The organism is bacterium, assembly GCA_023230585.1.
In the GTDB taxonomy this organism is placed as follows: domain Bacteria; phylum Ratteibacteria; class UBA8468; order B48-G9; family JAFGKM01; genus JALNXB01.
Window position 1 is genome coordinate 47,116 of record JALNXB010000004.1, and the last position, 23,214, is coordinate 70,329.

A 23,214-nucleotide genomic window follows, 5' to 3' on the forward strand; every position below is an offset into this window, starting at 1 on the left:
TTACAAGCCTGACCATCCAAACCTTTAACATCCACCCTTCTCCCGCTTGATTGTCGGAATAACCCATTCCTCCACCTTAAAAAAACCGTACACTGCCAATATAATATAAAACGGCTCTATAGGCAACCGATATCTTATGGAAGCAAGAAAAACCATATGAAAAATAGTGAAAAACACTATTAATAGATGCATAAATTGTGCACCACGCTTTTTTAATGTTAGAAAAAAACCTAACAGAAAGAAAGGCATCATTACTCCAAAACTCATTATGCTTATACCTTTGTAAAGAGGTTTTGTATAATCTAAAGCGTTTGGGATAATATTCCAGAACCTCTTAAATTTGTTTGCCAAGAGCCATACAAACCGTTTAGGGTTCTCCTTGATAACATCAAAAGTCATTTTATATAGTATTTGGTCTCTTTCAGTTTCTTCAACAGACATTATATTTTCTGGAAAAAACTGGCAAGGTCCACCATCAGAATTTGGGTTATTACCTTCCCAAAAAACATACCCTCCCATAGTAGTACCGGGAATAACTTTTTTGAAAAGAGTATAGTTGCGGATAACCCAAGGGCTTATAGTAAGAGAAAAAAAGAGCAATAGTATGAAAGATTTTTGCAATTTTGGTTTTACTGCTTCTTTAGTTATTAAAATAAGAAATAATATAAATGGCAAAAAACTCTGCATTGTAGGCCTGCATAAACCAGCAAGCCCAAGAGTTATACCTGCAAATATATAATATTTTATATTTTTTTCAAGATTTACAAATATATAAAAGGTTAAAACTACCAAAAAAAGAAATAGGGTTTCAGTTAACAAAAACCCGTTATAAAAGATAAAGAAGGGATAAAAAACACTTATTATTCCAGAGACAATGCCTACCTTTTTAGAAAAGACCTTTTCCCCTATAAGATAAATCAATGGGACTGTTAAAGATGATAAGAACACCTGAAAAATTCGGATACCAGTAAGACCTAATTTGAAATAATAAAAAATACTTGCTATCAGAGGATATAAAGGAGGTCTAAAACCTTTAATATGTTCACCTGCTATTAGACCTTTACCAGAAAAAAAGTTCTGTATCATTCTGTAATACTCACTCTCATCATCAAAGTAGAACTCTTTTTTTAAAGTTAATATAAAAATTAATCGTATTACAAAACTTGCTATAAAAAGAATTAAAACGATTTTTCTATTTTCTTGTTGCTTTTCCATATCTTTACCTTAAAAATTAAAAAATTGTTATGACTATAAATCCCTGTTCTTGGTATTGTGTACTCTGTTACCTCTAACTTTCTTTTACCCGGTGTTACAAACGCTCCTGCATAACCAGCTTCTTTTACTGCATCAACCACTCTTTGATTAAAATCTCCATAAGGATAACAGAAAAAATCAACCTTTTTTCCTATCTTATCTTCAATAATTTTTTTTGAGTCATATACTTCTGTTTTCAGTTCTTTGTTTTCAAGGGTGGGTAGGTGTAAATGTTTCAACCCGTGAGAACCAAACTCTACCTGCCTCCCAACCATCTCTTTTATCTCTTTCCAGTTTAAAAACCGCTCCTTATCAGAAAACTCGTATCTTGGAAGTGTCTTATTTGTCCCTATAAAATCAACACTAATAAATATAATGGGTCTAATATGTAACTTTTCCATAACCGGTAACCCATACCAGAGATTATCAGCAAAACCATCATCAAAAGTTACACAAAACCTATTCTTTTCAAGAAGTATTTTAGTTCCTGTTGAAATTTCATTTATACTGGTTGGTATAAACTTTCGTCTGATTAAATATTTCATCTGTCTTTTAAAAGTTTCAGGCGAAACACTTAAAGCATCCTTTTTATACCAAGGGTTAACTCTATGATACGCTAAGACCATTATAAACTTTCTCCTTCAATAAAAACTCTATACCATAACTCAAAGACCAATAAAGACCATAAACGAGAAGTATGTAGCGCTTTACCAGAAATATGTTCTTGAACCATTTTTCTTACTTCAAGATTATTAAAAAATCCTCTCTTATCAAACTTGTCTGATAAAAGATACGAAGAAATATAATCTTTAAGTTCTCCTTTAAACCATTTACCTAAAGGAACTCCGAACCCCATTTTTTTTCTATAAATAATCTCTTTGGGAATAAAACCACCTACCTTTTTTTTGAGTATATACTTGGTAGTGTTTTTTTTCAATTTAAGGTTAGGCGGAAAAGAGGCCATCAGTTCAATAAACTTATGGTCAAGAAAAGGGCTAACAGTTTCAAGTGTGTTTGACATTGTAGCAACATCCATCTTAACAGAGAGAACTTCTGGTAGATAAAGGTGTTGGTCGGTATAAAGGATTTTTTCAAGTAAAGAAATATTGCCTGCTTGTGTCCAGAGAGTTTTTAATAGATGAAACGGGTCAAAATCCTTTAAGGCATTCTTTATCATTGGAGAGTATAGTCGTTCTTTATATTCACTTGCAAAAGCAGTTAATGTTCTCCCGTAAGCGTGTCCATATCCGTTTTTTTCCAGTTCATATAACCATTTCCCAACCTTAAAAAAACTGCTTGATGGGTTCTTTTCACACACTTTAATAAAAGAGTTGATAAATTTCTCTTTTATTCCAGAAGGCAAAACCTTCATTAGTTTACTAATTTTTTCCAACATCAAAGTTTGCCAATAACGGGTATATCCTGCTAAAGTTTCATCTCCACCATCACCGTTAAAAATTATTTCAACAGATTTTTTTGTTTCGTAAGCAAGACAGTAAGTAGCAAGCATAGAAGAATCAGCAAAGGGTTCATTATAATGCCATAGGAGTTTAGGTAAAATCTTCATAATATCAGGTTTAACTATAAACTCATAATGTTCAGAGCCAAAAAAACTTCCTACAAGAGAAGCGTACTTCAATTCATTAAACTCTTCTTCCTCAAACCCTACAGAAAAAGTTTTAATTTTATTGGGAGATAATTGATTAACTATACCTGCTATTACAGTTGAATCTAACCCTCCAGATAGGAAAACCCCAAAAGAAGTATCGTCAGAGATGCATATTTTTGTTGAATCAACAAGGTTTGCCCATAACAGTTGAGAATATTCGTCTTCATTTTTTAGTATAAGTTTTTTTGTGTAGTCAATATCCCAATACTTTTTTATTTTCAGATTATTATTCTTCCATAAAAGATAGTGGGCAGGCGGTAATTTCTTTATTCCTTTAAAGATTGTCTTTGGGGAAGGAACTGCTTGATATGTAATAAACAAATCGAGTGAATGAAGGTCGATTTCTTTTTTCATTTCTGGATGGAGGAGTAAAGATTTAATTTCGGATGCAAAAATAATTCCACAAGATGTATCAGAATATACCAAAGGTTTTTTACCTACCCTATCTCTGGCAAGAAAAAGTTCTTTGTTTCTGTTATCCCATAAACCAAAAGAAAAAACTCCTCTTAGGTCATTAAGAAGTTTTACACCTTTTTCTTCGTACAGATGTATAATTACCTCTTTATCAGAACTACTCTTAAACCTATGCCCCTTTTTTTGAAGAGTAATTTTTAAATCTTTATAATTATAAATATTACCATCACATACAAGAAAAATTGTATTATCTTCATTTGAGATACATTGGTCTGTTGAATCAGAGTTGGATAATTTAAAATCCTTATAACCTAACCCTATATTCTCTTTTACAAAAACCTTCTCTTCTCTATTGCCTCTGTGTGAAATAGTTTTTAACATTCTACTCAAAAGAAGAGTGTCTATTTTTTGGTTTTCATTTATAATTCCACATATAGCGCCCATATTAATCTCTTTTATCCCTCAAGCGTTCAATTTTTTGTATATTAAATTAAATTTCAATTTACTTATTAAAAAAAATACTTATATTTGCGTTAATAAATATGCTTTCATACAAACTCTCATACGAGATTACTGGCATATACCACATAGTTAAATAACAGAAAAAAATGACACTAAAAATTGTTTTATATGATAATTTATGAACTCTGCTTGTTTGAAATAAATGGGGTGTAAATTGCTCGGTAACCTGATGTTCTGATTCAGTAATCTCGTCTTTATCTTTTAAAAAAATAGTTGTAGAAAATAACATAAGCATAAAGTGTATATTTAGCCACCTTCCCCAATCACAGGCAAGTAAAAATAAGGGAGAAGAAAATACAAATAGCAATAATAAAGTTGAAAATATCTTCAGATTACTTATTTGATATTTTAAATACTTTACAAAAAAATAAAATGGTATCAATCCTAAAAAAGTGCAGATACTATAAGTTATATAATAATTATTAGTTTTTAAAAAATGTAAATTCTCTTTTATCCAATAAGTATTCCAATATGGGTCAAGTATTCCGTTATGGACTTCTGAACTTAAACCTCTTCTAACTAAATCGGCTCCAATTATTGGGCCATTGATATCTCTACCAAAAAGGAATATTAAAATCATTGCAAGAAGAGGTAAAAGTATAAACAATGAGTGTTGCCAAAAACTGTAAACTTGGTTTTCAACTTTGGATTTTAAATAGGCAATTAGCATAAAGTAAGGTGTGTAGAAAAATATTAACTCGTGAAAAAAAGTTGCAAAAACAATTAAAAGAGAGAATAACAAGTTTGAAAAAAATGAATAATTTTTTTTCTTTTCTAAAGAGAGAAGATATAAAGCAAATATAAAAAATAAAATTATCTCTTTCCTACCTGCGCCAGCACTATCTAAAATAGGAAAACGTAATGTTGCCGGAGAAAGCAGAATTATTAAAAATAAAAAATTGATTTTTTTCTTATATATTAAACAGAAAAGCAGTACCATATATCCCAGATAAAAGAACGTCTGCACAGCTAAAACAATTGTATCAGGTTTTGTTTTCAATAAGTCAGATAAAAAAAGTATTAAATAGCCAGATAATCCCCTTCGGACAAAACCTCCCGCAAAACTGATTAACCAATCTACGAAAGAATAAATTGAACAAGAAACAGCACAAGCATATAATGTAAATAAATATTTTATTATAAAAGATATAAAAAATAATGGAATAATCAATCTTATGAACTTATTTCTTACCTTCTTCTTTACAAAAAACCAAGCTTTAATAGAAATTAGAACAAGTACTAAATTGAACAACTTGTAAATTCCTACCGAATATCCACCAAGAGATATTCTTTGTTTTGTATTTAATATATTTGAAATTTCATCTATTCTTGTTTCAGATATTATATTTTGGAGCCCGTATTTAAAACCAATAAATAACAACAAAAAAAGAGACACCAAAACAATGAATAGTGATAAAACTTTGAAAATTATCTTTTTATCTTCTCTGTTTTTTTTCATTTTTTTCGACGCCTTTTGCTTGTTTTACTATCTATTTTTGCCTTCTACTTGTTCACATTATCGCCTGAACGTCAAAATTTGTTATCCTGAACTTGTTTCAGGATCTCTAACCTAACTCACGTTGGTAATAAGCACTACGTAAAAAACGAGATTCCGGATCAAGTCCGGAATGACATGCAAGGGGAATATCCGCAGTTATCCTCATACAACTTCTCATAATTTTTAACCATCTTCTCAAGGGACAGGTTCTCTTTTACAAACTTATATCCACTCTCCCCCATCATTTTTCTTTTCTTATCGTCTTTTAATAAAGATAAAATACTTTTTGCAAGTTCCTCAGGATTTTTTGCTGGTATAACAAACCCGCTAACCTTGTTTTTTACTATCTCAACAGTCCCGCCAACACCTGTCCCTATAACAGCCTTTTTTAAAGCCATACCTTCAATAAGAAGGTTAGGTAACCCTTCCCATAAGGAAGACAGCACTACAATATCGCTTACCTTCATAACGTCCGATAAATCATTTCTATAACCAGTAAAGATAACAAATTTGTTCAACTTTAACTTATCAGTCAACTCTAAAAGTTCCTCACGTTTTTCGCCTTCGCCTACTATAAGAAATTTTACTTCATCAAACTCTTTAACAACCATTGAAGCCGCCTGTAAAAAATAGTCAAGCCCTTTCTCAGCACATAGACGCCCTCCCGTTAAAACAACTATTTCGTCTTTTATTCCAAACTCTTCTTTAATTTTTTCTTTATATTCAACCCTATCAAAAAAGGGCATATCAATACCATTGTAAATTACGCTCAACTTGTCTGAATATTTACCAAGAGTTTTTTTATACCTTTCTTTAACTTCTTTTGAGTTGCAAACTATATTTTGGCTATATTTAGCAAAAAACCTATCTATAAAAAAATAAAAAGGTGTCTTCCAGAAATCCATACTCAACTCTGAACCTATAATAACAGGAACCCGATTTATTACCCCTGCCAGGCGACCCCATAGATTAGAAGTAAACATTGAGGTGTGAACGATATCCGGCTTTTCTGATTTTATTACCTTTATAAGGCGCACCAAAAAAAGAATATCAAGCTTCCATCTCTTTCCAATAATATGCACCTTGCATATCTTTTCAAAATCTTTCTGCATCCTACCGCCTCTTAAGGCAACCATAATCGGCTCAAACCTCTTTCTATCCAGATCCCTTATTAGAAGTTGTAACTGTTTTTCAGCCCCACCAACTTCTAATGTTCCAAGCACATAACAGATTTTTAAAATTTTCATTAGGTAACCAATTTAGTATATAAATCAATTGTGTTTTTTATTGCTTTCTCCCAAGAGAAGAATTTTGCTCTTTCAAGCCCTTTAGTAATCAGTTCTTTACGATAGATTTCATTAGACAAAACCTTATCTATTGCATCTCTGATACTTTCTTCACTTAACGGGTCAACAAGCACCCCTGCCTCACCAGATATCTCTGGCATTGCAGTAATGTTTGATGTTATAACAGGGCATCCACAAGCCATCGCCTCTATAATAGGTAACCCCAACCCTTCATAAAGCGATGGAAAAACAAGACATTCTGCATTATTATAAACTTCTGGTAGTTTATCATCCCCAAGGTATCCAGAAAAAATAATGCGTTCACCAAGATTTAGTTCTGTTATCTGTTTTTTTAATGACCCTAAAAGCATCTCTTTATCACCAACAAGCAAAAGATTGACATCTTTATGTTTGTCTTTCAATGAATTGAAAACATTTATTATTCTTGTAATATTCTTTCTTTCAACAGAAGTAGCAACACAAACTATATACGGTTTTTCAGTTTCGTTCTTATTCTTTTTTTCTTTATCACCATAATAATAGAAATTGTTTCTTATACCGTGGTATATAACAGATATTTTTTCTTCAGGGATATTATAAAAATCCATAAGAATATTTTTAACATAACCTGAAACAGCAATGATTTTGTCTGCCCTCTTTAAATATATTGGAAAATGTTTGTACCATTTATCTTTATACCAGGTTACCTTCAATTCTTTAAAGTCCAACCCGTGAACAGTAATAATACCCTTTATTCCTTTCAATTTTGGTAAGAAGAAACCTATTCCGTGAAAAATATCTATATCTTTAGCCGGAAGCAATTTGCTAATTAGACCAACATTTCTGGATTCAAAAAAATCTACTACCTGTTTAGGTATCTTACTTACATACAGAGAGAAGTTTTCTCCTTTAGGGATATAGACAAGTTCCTTCCTCTCTTGATAATTTCTCCAAAAATAACCGTAAATAATATACTCGTTAACTTTATCAAAATTTCCAAGGTACCTTAAAAATTCTTGCCCCCACAATTCCAACCCAGCAGGTTGGGTCTTACCAAAAGCTGCATCTATCAATATTTTCATTTTGCTCCATTATATTTTGGTTTAAACAAACTTAAAAGATTAAAAACAATCTCGCATTTCAGTTTTTAGTTAGTAAATATTCGGTAAACCCCGTCATATTTTTGTTATAGTGACGGAGAAAAGCTCCCCTCACCTTTCATCCTCTCCCCCAGAGGAGAGTAGTGGGAGATTATACATTTCTCTATAAACTTCACAATGTTCACCAAGCACTACTCATTTTTAATAAGTATCTAATCCTCTCTTTTTTCTAAAAAAAATCAAAATCTTACGAAACATAGAACTAAACCCTAAATAATAGAAACACACATACTTAACTGCCCAGATAATTTTAACTGTATTTGCACTTGAAACTGGCAAATTAAACGACTTTAAATTTTTTAAAAAAGATAAATAATATCTCTGTGCAGTTTTATACTCACTTTTTAATAACGCTCTTTGCCCGGAAGCAAATTCTTCGGAGAGTTTCCATAGTTCATATTTTTTCCAGGAAGATTTTGAAACAAGTTTTTCTTCTTTAGCGTACCCAGAATAATAGTCCATTACAACAAAAAAGATAGAGTTGTCTGTTCCAAAAATTTGCGAACCTTGACCTGAATGAACACGGTAATACATAAGTTTTTTATGAAGAATTCCTATATTGGTTACCTGTAAAATACGTAGCCACATATCCAGATCGTTTGCAGTAAATATCATATCTTTTTTCAGTTTATACTTACTTAACAATTCCAACCAAACTTTGTTCTTAGTATTTAAAAAGTAGTTCTCTTCCTTAAAAGAGCCTATCTGTGAAAACATTTCCCGAACAAACATACCGCTCGGACATATCAGAAAATCCCAAAATTCAAGAAAACCATTATACCCACTTTTAAAATTCAAACTGTTAACATCTAAAAATTTTTCAGGAAATTCCCTTGTTCCTGTTGTTTTACCTAAGGTATCAATCTCAAACGCTTCAGTAAACACTGCCCCTACACCATTATTGGAATTAAGAAATTCCACCTGCTTTTCAACAATTTGAGGTGTATATATATCATCTGAATGGTAGAAAGAAATAAAATCTCCTTTAGCATAACGTAAAATTGCATTATAGTTACCGTAACAGTATAAATTTTCTCTATTCTCTCTAAAAATTATTCTCGGGTCGTTATATGAAAGAACTATATTTTTTGTATCGTCTGTAGAACCATTGTCAGACACAATAATTTCAAGGTTTGTGTAGGACTGAGCAATGATAGAATCAAGACATTCTTTAATATATCTACCACTATTATATGTTGGTACACCTATTGTAATAAGTCGATTTTTTTTCATTTTATAAAAAGAAACTTAATTTTATTTTCTAAACTATCAATAAAAGAAATCTTTAAGGAATAAAAAATCCATTTACGTGCAAGAATAAATTGAATAACAAACCAGTATATCCCTGAAATAAAAAGGATTAGCAAAGACTTTATCATACTAAATGTATTTCCATATCTATAGAGTAAAGGTGTTAGACAAAACATTGGTAAAGATAAGATTACAGCATACCCCATTCTTAACCAAGGTATTCTAATAGGTAACTGTCTTTTCATATTTGAATACAAATGCACAATATAGAGTAGCCAACCGAGAGATAAAGCAATCCCACCGCCTAAAAAAGGGTTTTTTGGTACCAGTAAAAAGATAAATAGTAGCGAAGAAAAGGCAAGCGTAACTCCTGGAGTTATAAGCGGTTTAGTTTCAAACTGAGCATGAGAAACAAGTGTTATAACAGAAGATACCATCTGCATACCTCCTATTACAGCACCCCAAAGTATTATATATCCTGCCTTATGAAATTTCTCGCCTGTAAAAACTTTTGCTATAAGTGGACCGTTCATAAATATATAGATTGCCATTATAATAACAGCAGGGAAAAAAGCATAAGCGTACCTGTTCCATGCCTCCGCTCTTTCTGTTTCGGTGCTGTTAGATATCTCTTTATAAAATAAAGGTCTATAATACTGGTTAAAAAGGTCTTCAAAAGGTACCATCAACTTGTTGCCCATACCTATACCAACAGTAAAAATACCCACCATCTCAAAACTGGTAATTTTTTTAAACACAAAAAGGTACCCTTGAGATTGTAGCCAGTAAAGAAAAGAACTGATAGCAAAAGGCCAAGAAAATTTGAGAACATTTTTAATAGAACCGCTTGTATATAGTTTGTCTTTTACAATATATGTTTTAGTTGAAGCTTTAAATAAGTAAAAAACTGCTGGAACAAGTATTAGCCCTTGGGCTATTAAATTTCCAAATAACCAGTATTCTGCTGATGGGTTAATCTTTAATGCAAAAAATGAACTAAACAACAACCCCAGCCAGACAGTTAGTATAGAAAATAGAACAAATTGCAAACGTTTACCATAAATATTTATCCAACCAATAAAAGATGTGTTTCCGTTTGAGAATAGAACACTTCCTATAGTTAAAAAAATTACCCAAGAAACAGTTACTCCAACATTAAAAAAAACTCTTAAAATCATAATTAAAAATGTAGCAAATACAGAGACCAAAAAATAGTAACCTAAAATAGAGGTCACATACTTTTTTATCATACCTTCTTTGTTCCACTCAAGAAGTTTTCTTGTAACATAATTACCAACAGGAGCAATAAAAATCAAACCAAACCACCCATAAATAACAGATAGTATATTTAAACGTCCTACTTCGTAGGGTGATATAAGAGTGGTAAAAATTCGTATAGAAAATACTGAGGTTAAAATTAAAAGCATTTTACCTATGGTTAAAATAACTATATCTCTTGTTTTTCTCATAATGTTGTGTATATTTAATTTTCAGAAAATTTCTCTACTATCTCTTTAAACAACGTTTCAACAAAACACTCTGCACTAAAAGGATATATTTTATCGCTTAAAACAAAGTTTTTTATTGAGTCCAGATACCTTATATACTCGCTATCTCTCATATCCTTCAAATAACGGTAGAGTTCTTCATAATTTTTAAAGTTTCTTTTATCAATAAAAGTGTTAGCAGGTATATAGTCGGTTATATTGGGAGCACCAAAGTAAACAGGAACACAACCAGCAAAAAAAGAATTAAAGATTTTCTCTGTAATATATCCAGGAATATCCCTGCCGTTTTCATAGCAGATTGAAAATTTGTAGTTGGACATAACTTCTGATGCAGGTGCGGGAAATTTAAAACTGCTTCTTCGTGGAGCAAGCACTTTTGCCAACTTATCAAACCTATTCAATCGTTTCAATACACCTTTAAAAACCGCTTTATCCCACCCAAAACCGTATAAATCAAAATCTTCAGAATGATGTTTTTCGAACCATCTTATCGCTTTTATTCTTTCGGAGTATAACTCCAAAGGATGTTTATAGTATTTATTAGAATTTACCATCACACATAATTTATTCTTCTGAGAAATATTTATATCAAATGTTTTAGGAATTTTGTGTGAGTAATTTATTTTAAAATATTTTTTACCGTCAATCAGGGTATCGTCCCAGGTGAAAATTTTCTTAAAATATTTATGTTTTTCCAAATCCCAGTTTTCAGGATAAACAATTCTTGACTCTATTAATAGCAAATAATTGTCCGGAACAATATATTTAGATTCTGGCATATCGTTATAAATAATAAACTCCGAATCCTTTATAGGATTAATATCTTGGGTACTTAAATCAATATCATTTTCTAAAAACTTTTCTCTTAACATATAAAAACCATACATACAGTCGTTAGTATTAAAATTTTTATCAAAAACATCAAACTGTTTATTGTTTAAATAATAATTTCCAGTAAAAAATGTTGTTTTTTTCATTTGTCTATCATTACAAAAATTTCTTTGAACCGCTCAACATAAGTCGGTCCATCTTTTAAAACTCTTTTATGCCCGTTTGCCAATATATTTTTTCTTATATCTTCATTTTCAAGATAATAGTTTAATTTCAAAATTAAATCTTCAAGACCTGTATATACAACTACCTCTTTACCGATATCAAAATAATCTTCTAAAGCAGGAACATAATTAGTTAATTGAAAACCACCAAAAGCAGGAATCTCAAAATTTCTCTGTTTTAACTGTTCAACTCTTTTATCCGATTTTAAAAACTCTTTAATATTTCTATAATGAGAAAATATATATCTTACATCATACGAAACACTATTAGATATATTTAAATTTATTCGAGATGTTAAGAAAATTTCGTTCATCTTTTCCCATTGAACAATTCCATTCTTCCAACCAACTCCAAAACATTCTATATGAATTTTTTGCTTCTTTAATTGCTTTACCAACCACCCTCTAAAAGCACTGTACCCGCCAACAAAAGATATATCATATTGATATTTAACCCTATCAAAATCTAAAGTAGCAATATAACCACTTGAAGCACCTCTACTTAAAATAACGTTTTTATAACCTATACTTTTATATTTAGGTAAAGAATATTTATCAGTTGTAACACTATAAGTGAAATGGGGAGCATAATGTTTTGTAAAATTTTCAAACCTCCAATGGTCGTCCCAGAACCAATTTATAGTTGTATATTTTTCTTTAAGAATATCAAGTGTTTCATAAGAGAATTCATCTCTCATTAGTATAAAAAGAATTATGTCTGGTTGTACCTTTTGTGAATATTCAATTAAAAGTTTCTGGAGTTCTTCTTTATTTTCTTTATAATCGTCCCACCAGAAAGGATAAACATCATACCCAAGTTGTTTTAGTGAGGAATACCAGCCACCACCCTTATATTCTATTGTTTCACCTCTGGATTTAATGCCATAATCGAAATGGAGAAAAACTGGTAGAATTTTCATTTAACTCCTTTTAAGAAGTTCTTAAACGTTTTTACCATATAACTTAATTTTTCTTCAGTTAGCCCTGGGTATACCCCTACCCAAAAAAGGTTGTTCATTATTAGGTCAGTATTATTTAAGTTTCCAGATGTTCTACACTTTATATTTTTATAGGCAGGCTGTTTTATAAGGTTACCTCCAAAAAGCATTCTTGTTGCAACCTTCTTTTCTTCAAGGTGTTTAACAATATCTGCCCGTTGAAAAGGTACATCCTTATTTACCAGTAATGGAAATCCAAACCAGTTAGGTATCGCTTCTTTCTCCCATTTAGGTAACGTAAAAAACTCTTCATACTCTTTTAAGTTGGCATAAAGATACTCAAAATTCTTTTGGCGAGCTTTAATAAACATCGGAAGTTTATCCATCTGAGCCACCCCAATTGATGCCTGTAGATCTGTCATTTTAAGGTTATATCCAATATGAGAAAATATATATTTATGGTCATACCCAAAAGGCATATTTCCGTGTTGGGTGGAAAACCTATTGCCACAAGTATTATCAAAACCCGGTTCACACCAACAGTCCCGCCCCCAATCTCTAAAAGAAAGGATAATTTTTTTAAGTAGTGGGGAGTTGGTCATAACCGCTCCGCCCTCTCCTGTTGTTATAATATGTGGTGGGTAAAAACTACAAGTTGAAACATCACCAAAGGTTCCAGTATACTTATTATTATATTTTGAGCCCAAACTATCACAATTATCTTCAATAAACCATAAGTTATATTTTTTTGATATTTCTGTTATTTTATTTAGATCTGCTGGATTTCCAAGTGTATGTGGAATAAAAATCGCTTTTGTCTTTTCTGTAATTGCTTCTTCAATAAGTGTGGTATCAATATTGTAAGAGCCAATCTTTACATCAAGAAAGACAGGTGTGAGGTTGTTCTGTATTATAGGATTTAGTGTAGTAGGAAACCCGCAAGAGGTAGTAATAACCTCATCTCCCGGTAGAAGTCTCTTTTCTTTTAATAAAGGAGATGTAAGAGCAGAAACAGCCAATAGGTTAGCAGATGAACCAGAATTAACAAGGATTGAGTACCTCAAACCAAGAAAACTTGATAACCTTTTTTCAAACTCTTTTGCATATTTTCCAGCAGTAAGCCAAAAATCAAGAGAAGCGTCAACAAGGTTGATTAACTCTTTTTCGTCATAAACCCTACCTCCATAATTAACATAACTTTTCCCGGGAATAAATTCATCTTGTTCTTTAAGTTCATAAAGTTCTTTAACCTTTTCGAGAATTTCTTTTTTTATCTTCATAATAGTCCAATAATTGTTTTGAATATTGCGTTAGCGGATAGATTATGTTTTTCTCTCAAGTATTTATAGTCACCCACTTCTTTCACAAATATTTCAGAAATACCAATTCTTTTAAAAAGAACATTTCTACAAGAATAATCTGATAAAATTTCAGCAACTGCACTCCCCAATCCGCCATTTACACTATGTTCTTCAACGGTAAATATTGCTCTTGTTTCTTTCGTTGCTTTTAAAATGATTTCCTTGTCAATTGGCTTAACAGTGTGCATACTTATTACTCTTGAACTTATATTGCATTCTGTTAATTTTTCTGCAACCTTTATCACATTCTCAAGTATATCGCCTGTAGAAAAAATAGTAATATCTTTGCCTTCTTTTACTGTTATTCCTATACCTAATTTAAAGTTCTGTTTAGTTGAATAGATTGTTTCTCTGGCTCTTCCTATTCTTATATATACTGGACCATTATGTTCAATTGAACGTCTTACAGTTAATTCCATTTCTAATGTATCAGCAGGAGAAACAACAACCATATTTGGAAGCATTCTCATTATTCCAATATCTTCAATGGCATAATGGGTAAAACCTGCAGACCCATAAGCAAAGCCAGCTCCAACACCTACTAATTTTACATTAGTACTTTGATAACATATATCGTTACGTATCTGTTCAAAACATCTCATAGTTAAAAATGGAATTATAGAATAAGCAAAAGCAATTTTTCCTGATAAAGCAAGCCCAGAAGCAATACCTATCATATTTTGCTCTGCAACACCTACATCAAAAAATCTTCTTGGAAATTGTTCCTTAAATTTTTCAAACACAGAAAAACCCAAATCTCCCGTAAGCAAGAAAATTTCCTTGTTTTCTCTTGACAGTTCCATAAGAGTATTAATAAATGTTTGTCTCATTGTAATTCCAACTCCTGTAAAGCCGCTATTACCTCTTCCTGATTAGGTGATTTATAATGCCATTCAAGTTTATTTTCCATAAAAGAGACACCCTTCCCTTTTACTGTATGAGCAATAACCATACTTGGCTTATCTTTTTCAAAAGGAACCTTATCTAATGTCTCTATCAACTGCTTAAAATTATGTCCATCTACTTCTTTAACTGCCCAGCCAAAAGATTCCCACTTTTCTACAAACGGCTCCAAACCTATAACTTCATCAGTTGTACCAAACGCCTGTAGTTTATTATAATCAATAATAGCTACCAAGTTTTCCAATTTATGGTGTGCGGCAAAAAGTGCCCCTTCCCAAATAGAACCTTCATTGCACTCTCCGTCAGACATCAGTATAAACACGCGTGATTTTGTTTTGTCATACCTCATAGAAATTGCTATTCCTATTCCAATTGGAAGACCGTGCCCCAAGGAACCAGCAGAAGTTTCAATACCGGGTACAATCCCTTTTGTGATATGTCCAAACAATTGCCCCCCATTAATTGCATAAGTATCAAGAATTTTCTCTGAGAAAAAATTCCTTTTTGCCAAAGTAGCGTATAATGCACTGCAAGCATGCCCTTTGCTTAAAATAAATCTATCTCTGTTGTTATCCTCTAGATTCTTAGGATTGATTTTTAAAATTTTGAAGTATAGAGTAACCAATATCTCGACACAAGAGAATGCCGAGCCGATATGAGAACTTTTTGATTTAGCGTGCATAGAAAGTATTTTTTTTCTTATTTCTAATGCTAATTTCTTATAATCTTCTTTAGTCATTTATTTCGTTTCCCACAGTAGGTCAATTACATACTTTGATAGTTTCATAGTATATCTCCATTGGACACCTCACCTTCATACATTAAACTATTTTCTTTAAACCATATTAATGTTTTATTTAACCCATTATCAAGACTGTGTTTAGGCTGCCAGTTTAAAATTTGTTCTGTTTTTGAAATATCTGCTTGCCAGATTTTTGGTTCAATTCTTGGATTTGAAACAGAACCCCATTTTGGTTTTATTTTCTTACCTGTTAAAAATAGAATTTTTTCTACAACTTCACCAACAGAATGCTGCAACCCTGAACCAATATTAAAAACATCCGTATTCAACCTATCTTTCATATCTACTGCTTTTAGATATGCGTTGACTACATCTTCAATAAAAACAAAATCTCTGACAGAAGTTGGTGAAGAAACTTCGGGTGCAATATCTTTCAAGGAAGATAAAATTACTGATGGAATCAATCTTGTTGCTCCTTCATAATAACCATAAGGAGAAAATAATCGTAATGTTATCACAGGTAATCCAGTCCTAAATTTCATTTGACAAAACTGGGTTGCGAAAGCTTTTGAAATACCATAAGAAGAAAAAGGAGTTAAGGGAGAATCTTCTTTAATAGGTTCTTCTTTAACTCCATATTCAGATGAAGAACCTGTATTGATAAAAAGTTTAAACCCAACCTTTTCACAAGCTTCTATAAGATTAATTGTTCCAAGAAGATTGGTATCTATGGTTTTTTTTAAATCTCTCTGATAAGGAAACCCGCCATAAACAGCTGTGTGGAATATTATTTCGGGGCGTATCGTTAAAACTAATTTTTCAACTGCTTGGTTATCTGTCAAATCGGCAGAAAATTCTGACACATCTTTAAGAATATCGTTTATTCTCCACTTGTTTGAAGTTGCACGGGTTAAAAGATAAATATCTGCCCCTTTTTTCAGGCAACTTTTTACAAGGTTTGCCCCAACAAATCCTGTTGCGCCAGTAATTAACACTCTTTTATTTGTTAACATTTTTAAAATACCACAAAATAGTTTTTTTTAATCCGTCTTGAAGAGTGTATTTAGGTTGCCATTTTAAAATTCCTTTCGCTTTAGAGGAAGATAAATATTGGTCTTTTATTTCGCATTTTACTTCATTAAGAATTTTATAATTGGGCTCTTGTTTTGCTATCCTATATATTTCTTCCACAAGTTCAACCACAGATATAGGTTTTTCGTTACTAAAATTGAATGCTTCCCCTGCAAGATTCTCTCTGTTCAAGTTTTCTGCAAGCATAATATATCCTTCAACTATATCATCAATAAATATGTAGTCACGAGTAAAAAGTCCGTTACTCCTAATTAAAAACTCTCTACTCAATATAGCACACCTAACAGCATCAGGTACAATACGAGAGAAATTATAGTCCCCGGGACCATATATGTTTCCACAACGGGTAATAGCAACAGGTAAATCATAGGTTTGAAAATATGATTGAGAAAGCAGGTCAGCACAACTTTTTGAAACATCGTAAGGGTGTTGACCTTTTAAAGGTGAATCTTCTTTATATGGGAGTTGTTGTTCTCCGTATGCTTTGTCGCTTGAAGCAGTTATGACACAATTAACTGTATCAGATTGTCTACAAACCTCAAGAATATTCCAGGTTCCCTTTATATTAGATGAAAAAGCGTTAAGAGGTTTTTTTAAACATTCGCCAACGATAGCTTCAGCAGCAAGATGAAATACAACCTGTATCTTGTTTTCTTTTATAATATTTTCAACAATTTTATATTCGCTTACACTTGCTTTTATAATAGTTATCTGGGCAAGATCTTTTTGGGTTAAAATAGTTTCTTTACGTTCTGTTATAATATCTATACCAAAAACATCCGCTCCCAAAGAAAGAAGTTTTTTGGTTAAGTGAGAACCCACAAACCCTTCGTATCCAGTTATTAAGACCTTTTTATCTTTCCAAAAAACCTTTGGCATTAGTATCTCCTGTAAAAAAACCTCTCCCCTTAATCCTTTCTTCCTGCACACATTGTCATTTATGGAGCGGTGCAAAAACGAGATTGTCGCAGTCACAAAAAACGTTCCTTCGCAAAGACGGAGTGAGCAAAATTGTTACCATACTTTCCAAGGTGGTTCTTCTGATGCCCACAAATTCCTCAAAACATCCAACTCCCTTTGTGTATCCATACATTGCCAGAAACCATTATGTAAACAAACATTCAACTGATTATCTTTCACAAGATTTTCAAGTGGCTCTTTCTCAAGATAACACCTGTCATCATCCCATAAATATTCAAAAAATTCTTTATTGAAAACAAAAAAACCTCCATTAATAAAACTTTTTTTAACTTGAGGTTTTTCTCCAAATTTAACTACTTGGTCATCTTTTATTAGCAGTTCACCAAATCTTGAGGAAGGATGCACTCCGGTAATTGTCCCAATTTTTTTATGAGATTTATGGTATTCCAACAAATCTTTTATATTTATATCAGCTACGCCGTCACCATAAGTAAGCATAAAAATATCGTCATTCTCAACATACTTCTCAATCCTCTTAACCCTTGCACCTGTCTGGGCTTTTTCACCTGTATCAGCAAAGGTAATTTTCCAATTTTTTTCATAAGATTTGGTATAGGTTTTTATATTATTACTTCCCAATTTTAATGTAAAATCTGAGTTCATTATCTCATAATTAAGAAAATATTCTTTTATCATCTTACCTTTATATCCAAGACAGAGTATAAAATCATCAAAACCATAGTGGGCATATATCTTCATTATATGCCAAAGGACAGGCATCCCACCAACCTCAACAAGAGGTTTAGGGCGAAACTCTGTTTCTGCCTCCATTCGTGTGCCTCTACCGCCACATAGAATCACTACTTTAGATTTCATTTGTCCTCCATATTTTTTCGGTACCAATCAATTGTTTTTTCAAGTCCTTCGTCTAAAGAGATAGACGGGTTCCACCCTAAGTTAAGAACTTTTGTAACGTCAAGCAATTTACGTGGAGTTCCGTCTGGTTTGCTAGTATCAAATTTTATTTCACCTTTATACTCTGTTATCTTCCTTATTTTTTGCACAAGTTCCTTAATTGTAAGATCAACCCCTACCCCTACATTTATAATTTCATTTGAATTATATACATCCATCAAGAAGACCAAACACTCGGCAAGGTCGTCGATATATAAAAACTCTCTCCTTGCTTTCCCAGTACCCCATATTTCAACAAAAGGTAGATTATCTTTTTGAGCTTTACAAAACTTCATAATTAAAGCAGGTATAACGTGAGAATCCTGCAAATTAAAATTGTCATAAGGACCATAAAGATTAGTAGGCATTACGCTTATAAAGTTGGTGTTAAATTGCCTGTTATATGCTTGGCACATTTTAATACCTGCAATCTTTGATATAGCATATGGTTCATTGGTAGGTTCAAGGGTATCTGTCAAAAGGTACTCTTCTTTAATAGGTTGTTTAGCAAATTTTGGATAAATACAAGAACTTCCAAGAAAAAGCAGTTTTTTAACCCCGTGTTTATATGAAGAATTGATAATATTTGTTTGTATTGATAAGTTATCATATATAAAGTCAGCAGGGTAGTTTGAATTTGCAAGTATTCCACCAACTTTTGCTGCAGATAAGAAAACATAATCAGGTCTTTCTTTCTTAAAAAAGTTATCAACTAAAACCTGTTTTCTTAAATCCATCTGTTTACTTGTCTTAAATACCAGATTATTATAACCGTTAGATTTCAAGTATCTTAATATACTGCTTCCAACAAGTCCTCTATGACCCGCTATATAGATTTTATCTTTTTTTTCCATCTTGTTTCTACCATTCCTTTTTTGACTTCGGCGAGTCTTATCCCGAGTACCCCCGAGGGAATTGCAACGTTACGAAACCCCTCCTACGCTAAAATACAAGCTTCGGCGGATAAACCTCATCCCATTAACTTCTCTGTAAACCCCTGAAGACTCACTATCCCAAGAGCCTATAGGGTAGAGGGAGAACGGGAAAAAACTATGAGACCTTTGTCCAGTTAAAATTTTCTTTTTCAACTATTTTAATACCTTCACCTACCGGTTTTAACCCTACTTCCACCATATCATAATCAACCATTATTTTTATAAGTTCTTCAAACCTAATACGAGGTTTCCACTTTAACTCCTTTTTTGCTTTCTCTATATCAGCGATAAGATCATTGACCTCTTTAGGACGAAAATAGGTTGGGTCTATCTTTACATATTTTTTCCAATCAAGGTTTGCGTAAGAGAAAGATTTTTCTACAAACTCCTCAACAGAATGAGATTCACCTGTACCTATAACAAAGTTATTAGGTTTTTCTTGTTGAAGAATAGCCCACATAGCTTCAGCATATTCAGGAGCAAACCCCCAATCTCTTTTTGCTTTAAGATTACCTAAATATAGGAAATCCTGTTCTCCTTTAAGAATTCGTGCAATAGCTCGAGTGATTTTACGGCTTACAAAAGTTTCTCCTCTCCTTGGAGATTCGTGGTTAAATAAGATACCATTACATATAAAAAGGTTGTATGAATCTCGGTAATTTTCTGCTATCCAGTAGGAATAAACCTTTGCTATTGCGTAAGGACTACAAGGTTTAAAAGGGGTGTTTTCGTTTTGAGGTGGCGGCGAATCTCCAAACATCTCGCTACTACTTGCTTGGTAAAATTTTGTTTTTATACCGCTTCGTCTTACTGCTTCCAAAAGACGGGTTGTCCCAAGCCCAGTAATATTACCGGTATATTCAGGCATATCAAAACTAACTCTTACATGACTCTGAGCTCCAAGGTGGTATATTTCTGAAGGTTTAATATTATAAATAAGGTTATCCAGTTGAGCACTATCGCTCATATCTCCGTAATGAAGAAAAAGGCGAGTGTCTGGAGAATGAAAATCAGAAAATATATGGTCAATTCTAACAGTGTTAAAAGTGCTTGCTCTACGAATAATACCGTGGACTTCGTATCCTTTTTTTAGTAGAAATTCTGCAAGGTAACTGCCGTCTTGACCTGTTATGCCAGTAATTAACGCTTTTTGTCTCATTTTTCTCCAAAGTTTATTAATATTGTTTAATATATTTTAAACAAATTAAACTATTTTGTCAAGAGATGAGGGAGAATAAAACGAGATTTGGACCAAGCCCGGAATTACATATAGGGGTAGTCTCATCTTTTATCCCTTTTATTTTTTAAAGAAAGATTTTAACAGATCTATATTTTCAATAAAAAGGTCTGAATACTTTAAGAAGTCCTCTACTTTGGAGATAGAATCTAAGATATGTTTCCTCTGCTTATTAATCTTTTTTTCTTCTACTTTTGAAGATGGTTTAATTGAATCCTTTAATTCTGCAAGAGATTCTCTCATTGTTACCGTTCGTTTTTCTAAACCAGTTTTAAGTTTTTCTACCACTATTGACTCTATATCTTGGTTAGCTTTATAAAAACTTCTTACATATCCTTTTTTCCAGACCTTTTTTACAGCGTTCCACTCTTCAAGTTTCTTCATATTTATACTTATGTTTCCTCTACTTGCACCAAGCAATCTTCCTATCTCGGCCGGTGAAAGAGGGTCTGGACTTATGTATAAAAGAGCGTATATCTGACATACGGTACGGTTTAAGCCAAGGCTTTCACCAATATTGCCAAGCATTTCTATAAATCTATCCCTTATTTTTTCTATATTTTTTTCCATAGTTTTAATTATCTACAAAATTGTCCACCAATAACTAATCTTCTTAATTAAAATTTCTCTTTGAAAATTGAAGGTCACTTAAAAATTTGTAAGCTGGCTCAAAACCAGGGTTTATCCTTATAGTTTCTTCAAGATAATATGTAGCGGCTTCTTTTTTACCCATATCTGCAAGGATACAAGCAAGCATAAAGTTTGACCTAAAATCTCCCGGCATAAAATCGTAATATGCCTTTGCTTTTCTGTACCCATCGTCTAAATCTCTTTTTAAAAGTGCATACTCAATATTTTTAACACTTAACCCTGCAAAGGTTTCAAATGACACCTTAGGTATTAAAGGACCTGGGATAATATTAAATAAGGATGAAAATCCACCAACCCCTAACCACACTAATATCGGTATAAGAACTTTTTTTGCTTTGAACTTCTCAATACTCCATACAATAAAGTAGGCAGATAAAACAGTAAAACATCCAACTGCTGGTAAACGGAACCTATCAACAATAAAAAATAGAGTCACCCACACAACATTTATTATAGAGTATGAAGCAAATATAAAATTCCGTTTAAAATTTTTAATAGAAAGAACTATCAGCCCTCCCATTCCTAAAGGGAAAACAAATCCAAATTTAACAAACGCAACCCTTATAAAGGGAATTACTTTATCCAAAAGATACATATCAAGGTTCTGTGGCCATTCATAACTTGTAAAGAAAAGCCCAAGTTTCATAAAAAAGAGTTTCCAGAAGGCAAATGATAAAGGACTTAAAAGTTCTCCTTTGGGATAGTAGAATAACCCGATAGAATCTGCACTGTTACCTATCTGCCAGTTAACAAGACCGTTTGTGCATATTGGCACAATCTCCCCTCCAACAAAATAGTTTCTAAGAGTAATAGGCAATATGGTTATTCCTGAAACAACAAGAAGTATTAACATTACAAATATAGGTTGAAATTTGACAGAACCTTTTGTAGGAAGTAATTTTTTTTGAGGATATAGGTATAGCCCTAATAACAAAAAGGGGAGATATATAGCAATTGTAGGTTTTGAAAGAGCAGCAAGCCCAAGAACAATTCCAGACCAAACCCATCTTGATATATTTGGTTTTTCTAAGGCATAGAATATAAGAACAATAAAAAGTATAAAAAGGAAGTATATCAGAGAATCGCTTAAAACAGAAGAAGCATAAACTATTGAAGTTCTGTAAAAAACACTAAGAAATGCAGCAATAAGACCTACCTTCTCATTATAGATTTTTTTACCAATATAAAATAGTAAGAAAGATAAAAAAGTGTTCATTAATAATTGAAAAAATATTACCAAATTTAAGTTTGAGAAGAAGGCCTTGTATAAAAGAGCAAGAAAATATGGATATAAAGGGGTCATATAAAAAATATTACCGTCTACGTACACGGGGTGTTTAATTATTTGCTGTGCCCAAAGCATAAATGTTTTCTGGTCGTGTTTATCCATTAAGAGAGGATTGAAATAGACTGTATCTTTAAAATAATAAAGAAAGATAATTCTTATCAATAAGCCAACTGCAAGTATGCCAAGTAACATAAGGTTTGTTCTATTGTTCAGTATTTTTTTTAGGTTTATTTTTTCCATAATTTGTTTTATTTTCCCCTTTTTCATTTTAACATCCTGAACTTGTTTCAGAATCTTTCACTTAATCCACGTAACATAGGTAGTAAAAACGAGATTCCGGATCAAGTCCGGAATGACAAGCAGATAGGGAGAAGGTGACATAGCCACACATTAACCTTTCTGCAAACCCCCGAGGGAGAGAGGATGCAAGGTGAGGGGTTCTTTTTCTTTTATGTTTTTATCCTTGCCTTTGCTTTTTTACCCCCATTCCTTTCCGCCTTCGGCGAGATTGCCACGTTAAGAAACACTCGCAAAAACGGAATGGGGGTAGAGGCAAAAAGCGTGTAATCTCCTCT

The 23,214-nt window shown here is 32.3% G+C and carries 20 protein-coding genes; all 20 read right to left on the reverse strand.

Translation table 11 applies throughout. From position 1 onward, the window contains the following. Nucleotides 1–24: 24 nt before the first annotated feature. The 20 genes from M0P98_01755 to M0P98_01850 all read right to left on the reverse strand — a co-directional run bounded on the left by M0P98_01755 (nucleotide 25) and on the right by M0P98_01850 (nucleotide 22,906). Nucleotides 25–1,215 (reverse strand): glycosyltransferase family 39 protein, encoded by a 1,191-nt coding sequence (locus tag M0P98_01755; protein ID MCK9265602.1) that lies wholly within the window; start codon nucleotides 1,213–1,215, stop codon nucleotides 25–27. Then, nucleotides 1,179–1,880, reverse strand: a complete 702-nt coding sequence (locus M0P98_01760; GenBank protein ID MCK9265603.1) for a polysaccharide deacetylase family protein — start codon at nucleotides 1,878–1,880, stop codon at nucleotides 1,179–1,181. The genes M0P98_01755 and M0P98_01760 overlap by 37 nt, the downstream gene beginning before the upstream one ends. Then, nucleotides 1,880–3,781 carry an asparagine synthase (glutamine-hydrolyzing) gene (gene asnB / locus M0P98_01765; protein MCK9265604.1) on the reverse strand — a complete coding sequence of 634 codons (1,902 nt, stop codon included), beginning with the start codon at nucleotides 3,779–3,781 and terminating at the stop codon, nucleotides 1,880–1,882. Before asnB ends, M0P98_01760 begins: the two co-directional genes overlap by 1 nt. Before the next feature lie 58 nt (nucleotides 3,782–3,839). Next, nucleotides 3,840–5,318 carry a hypothetical protein gene (locus M0P98_01770; GenBank protein ID MCK9265605.1) on the reverse strand — a complete coding sequence of 493 codons (1,479 nt, stop codon included), beginning with the start codon at nucleotides 5,316–5,318 and terminating at the stop codon, nucleotides 3,840–3,842. A gap of 158 nt (nucleotides 5,319–5,476) precedes the next feature. Then, complete coding sequence (locus M0P98_01775; GenBank protein MCK9265606.1) at nucleotides 5,477–6,604, reverse strand: glycosyltransferase; 1,128 nt, start codon at nucleotides 6,602–6,604, stop codon at nucleotides 5,477–5,479. Continuing rightward, nucleotides 6,604–7,725 (reverse strand): glycosyltransferase family 4 protein, encoded by a 1,122-nt coding sequence (locus M0P98_01780; GenBank protein MCK9265607.1) that lies wholly within the window; start codon nucleotides 7,723–7,725, stop codon nucleotides 6,604–6,606. Before M0P98_01780 ends, M0P98_01775 begins: the two co-directional genes overlap by 1 nt. Before the next feature lie 219 nt (nucleotides 7,726–7,944). Next, nucleotides 7,945–9,036, reverse strand: a complete 1,092-nt coding sequence (locus M0P98_01785) for a glycosyltransferase family 2 protein (GenBank protein ID MCK9265608.1) — start codon at nucleotides 9,034–9,036, stop codon at nucleotides 7,945–7,947. Further along, nucleotides 9,033–10,523 (reverse strand): hypothetical protein, encoded by a 1,491-nt coding sequence (locus M0P98_01790; GenBank protein ID MCK9265609.1) that lies wholly within the window; start codon nucleotides 10,521–10,523, stop codon nucleotides 9,033–9,035. The genes M0P98_01785 and M0P98_01790 overlap by 4 nt, the downstream gene beginning before the upstream one ends. Before the next feature lie 14 nt (nucleotides 10,524–10,537). Beyond that, nucleotides 10,538–11,539: a glycosyltransferase family 10 gene (locus tag M0P98_01795; protein MCK9265610.1), complete on the reverse strand. Its 1,002-nt coding sequence runs from the start codon at nucleotides 11,537–11,539 to the stop codon at nucleotides 10,538–10,540. After that, entirely contained in the window at nucleotides 11,536–12,537 is a 1,002-nt protein-coding gene (locus M0P98_01800) for a glycosyltransferase (GenBank protein MCK9265611.1), read from the reverse strand. Before M0P98_01800 ends, M0P98_01795 begins: the two co-directional genes overlap by 4 nt. Then, nucleotides 12,534–13,835 carry a lipopolysaccharide biosynthesis protein RfbH gene (gene rfbH / locus M0P98_01805; GenBank protein ID MCK9265612.1) on the reverse strand — a complete coding sequence of 434 codons (1,302 nt, stop codon included), beginning with the start codon at nucleotides 13,833–13,835 and terminating at the stop codon, nucleotides 12,534–12,536. The genes M0P98_01800 and rfbH overlap by 4 nt, the downstream gene beginning before the upstream one ends. Beyond that, the gene (locus M0P98_01810) at nucleotides 13,832–14,746 is read right to left on the reverse strand and encodes a 1-deoxy-D-xylulose-5-phosphate synthase (protein MCK9265613.1); all 915 of its coding nucleotides are present in this window, start codon (nucleotides 14,744–14,746) and stop codon (nucleotides 13,832–13,834) included. The genes rfbH and M0P98_01810 overlap by 4 nt, the downstream gene beginning before the upstream one ends. Further along, the gene (locus tag M0P98_01815; protein ID MCK9265614.1) at nucleotides 14,743–15,558 is read right to left on the reverse strand and encodes a transketolase; all 816 of its coding nucleotides are present in this window, start codon (nucleotides 15,556–15,558) and stop codon (nucleotides 14,743–14,745) included. Before M0P98_01815 ends, M0P98_01810 begins: the two co-directional genes overlap by 4 nt. A 44-nt stretch (nucleotides 15,559–15,602) precedes the next feature. Further along, nucleotides 15,603–16,574: an NAD-dependent epimerase/dehydratase family protein gene (locus M0P98_01820; GenBank protein ID MCK9265615.1), complete on the reverse strand. Its 972-nt coding sequence runs from the start codon at nucleotides 16,572–16,574 to the stop codon at nucleotides 15,603–15,605. Then, nucleotides 16,561–17,532 carry a GDP-mannose 4,6-dehydratase gene (locus tag M0P98_01825; protein MCK9265616.1) on the reverse strand — a complete coding sequence of 324 codons (972 nt, stop codon included), beginning with the start codon at nucleotides 17,530–17,532 and terminating at the stop codon, nucleotides 16,561–16,563. Before M0P98_01825 ends, M0P98_01820 begins: the two co-directional genes overlap by 14 nt. Before the next feature lie 135 nt (nucleotides 17,533–17,667). Next, nucleotides 17,668–18,450 (reverse strand): glucose-1-phosphate cytidylyltransferase, encoded by a 783-nt coding sequence (gene rfbF, locus M0P98_01830; protein MCK9265617.1) that lies wholly within the window; start codon nucleotides 18,448–18,450, stop codon nucleotides 17,668–17,670. After that, nucleotides 18,447–19,382: a GDP-L-fucose synthase gene (locus M0P98_01835; GenBank protein ID MCK9265618.1), complete on the reverse strand. Its 936-nt coding sequence runs from the start codon at nucleotides 19,380–19,382 to the stop codon at nucleotides 18,447–18,449. The genes rfbF and M0P98_01835 overlap by 4 nt, the downstream gene beginning before the upstream one ends. A gap of 196 nt (nucleotides 19,383–19,578) precedes the next feature. Beyond that, nucleotides 19,579–20,622 (reverse strand): GDP-mannose 4,6-dehydratase, encoded by a 1,044-nt coding sequence (gene gmd, locus M0P98_01840; GenBank protein MCK9265619.1) that lies wholly within the window; start codon nucleotides 20,620–20,622, stop codon nucleotides 19,579–19,581. 138 nt (nucleotides 20,623–20,760) lie between these two features. Further along, nucleotides 20,761–21,270 (reverse strand): hypothetical protein, encoded by a 510-nt coding sequence (locus M0P98_01845; GenBank protein MCK9265620.1) that lies wholly within the window; start codon nucleotides 21,268–21,270, stop codon nucleotides 20,761–20,763. A gap of 43 nt (nucleotides 21,271–21,313) precedes the next feature. Further along, nucleotides 21,314–22,906, reverse strand: coding sequence for a glycosyltransferase family 39 protein (locus tag M0P98_01850; GenBank protein MCK9265621.1), 1,593 nt, complete (start codon nucleotides 22,904–22,906; stop codon nucleotides 21,314–21,316). Nucleotides 22,907–23,214 lie beyond the last annotated feature (308 nt).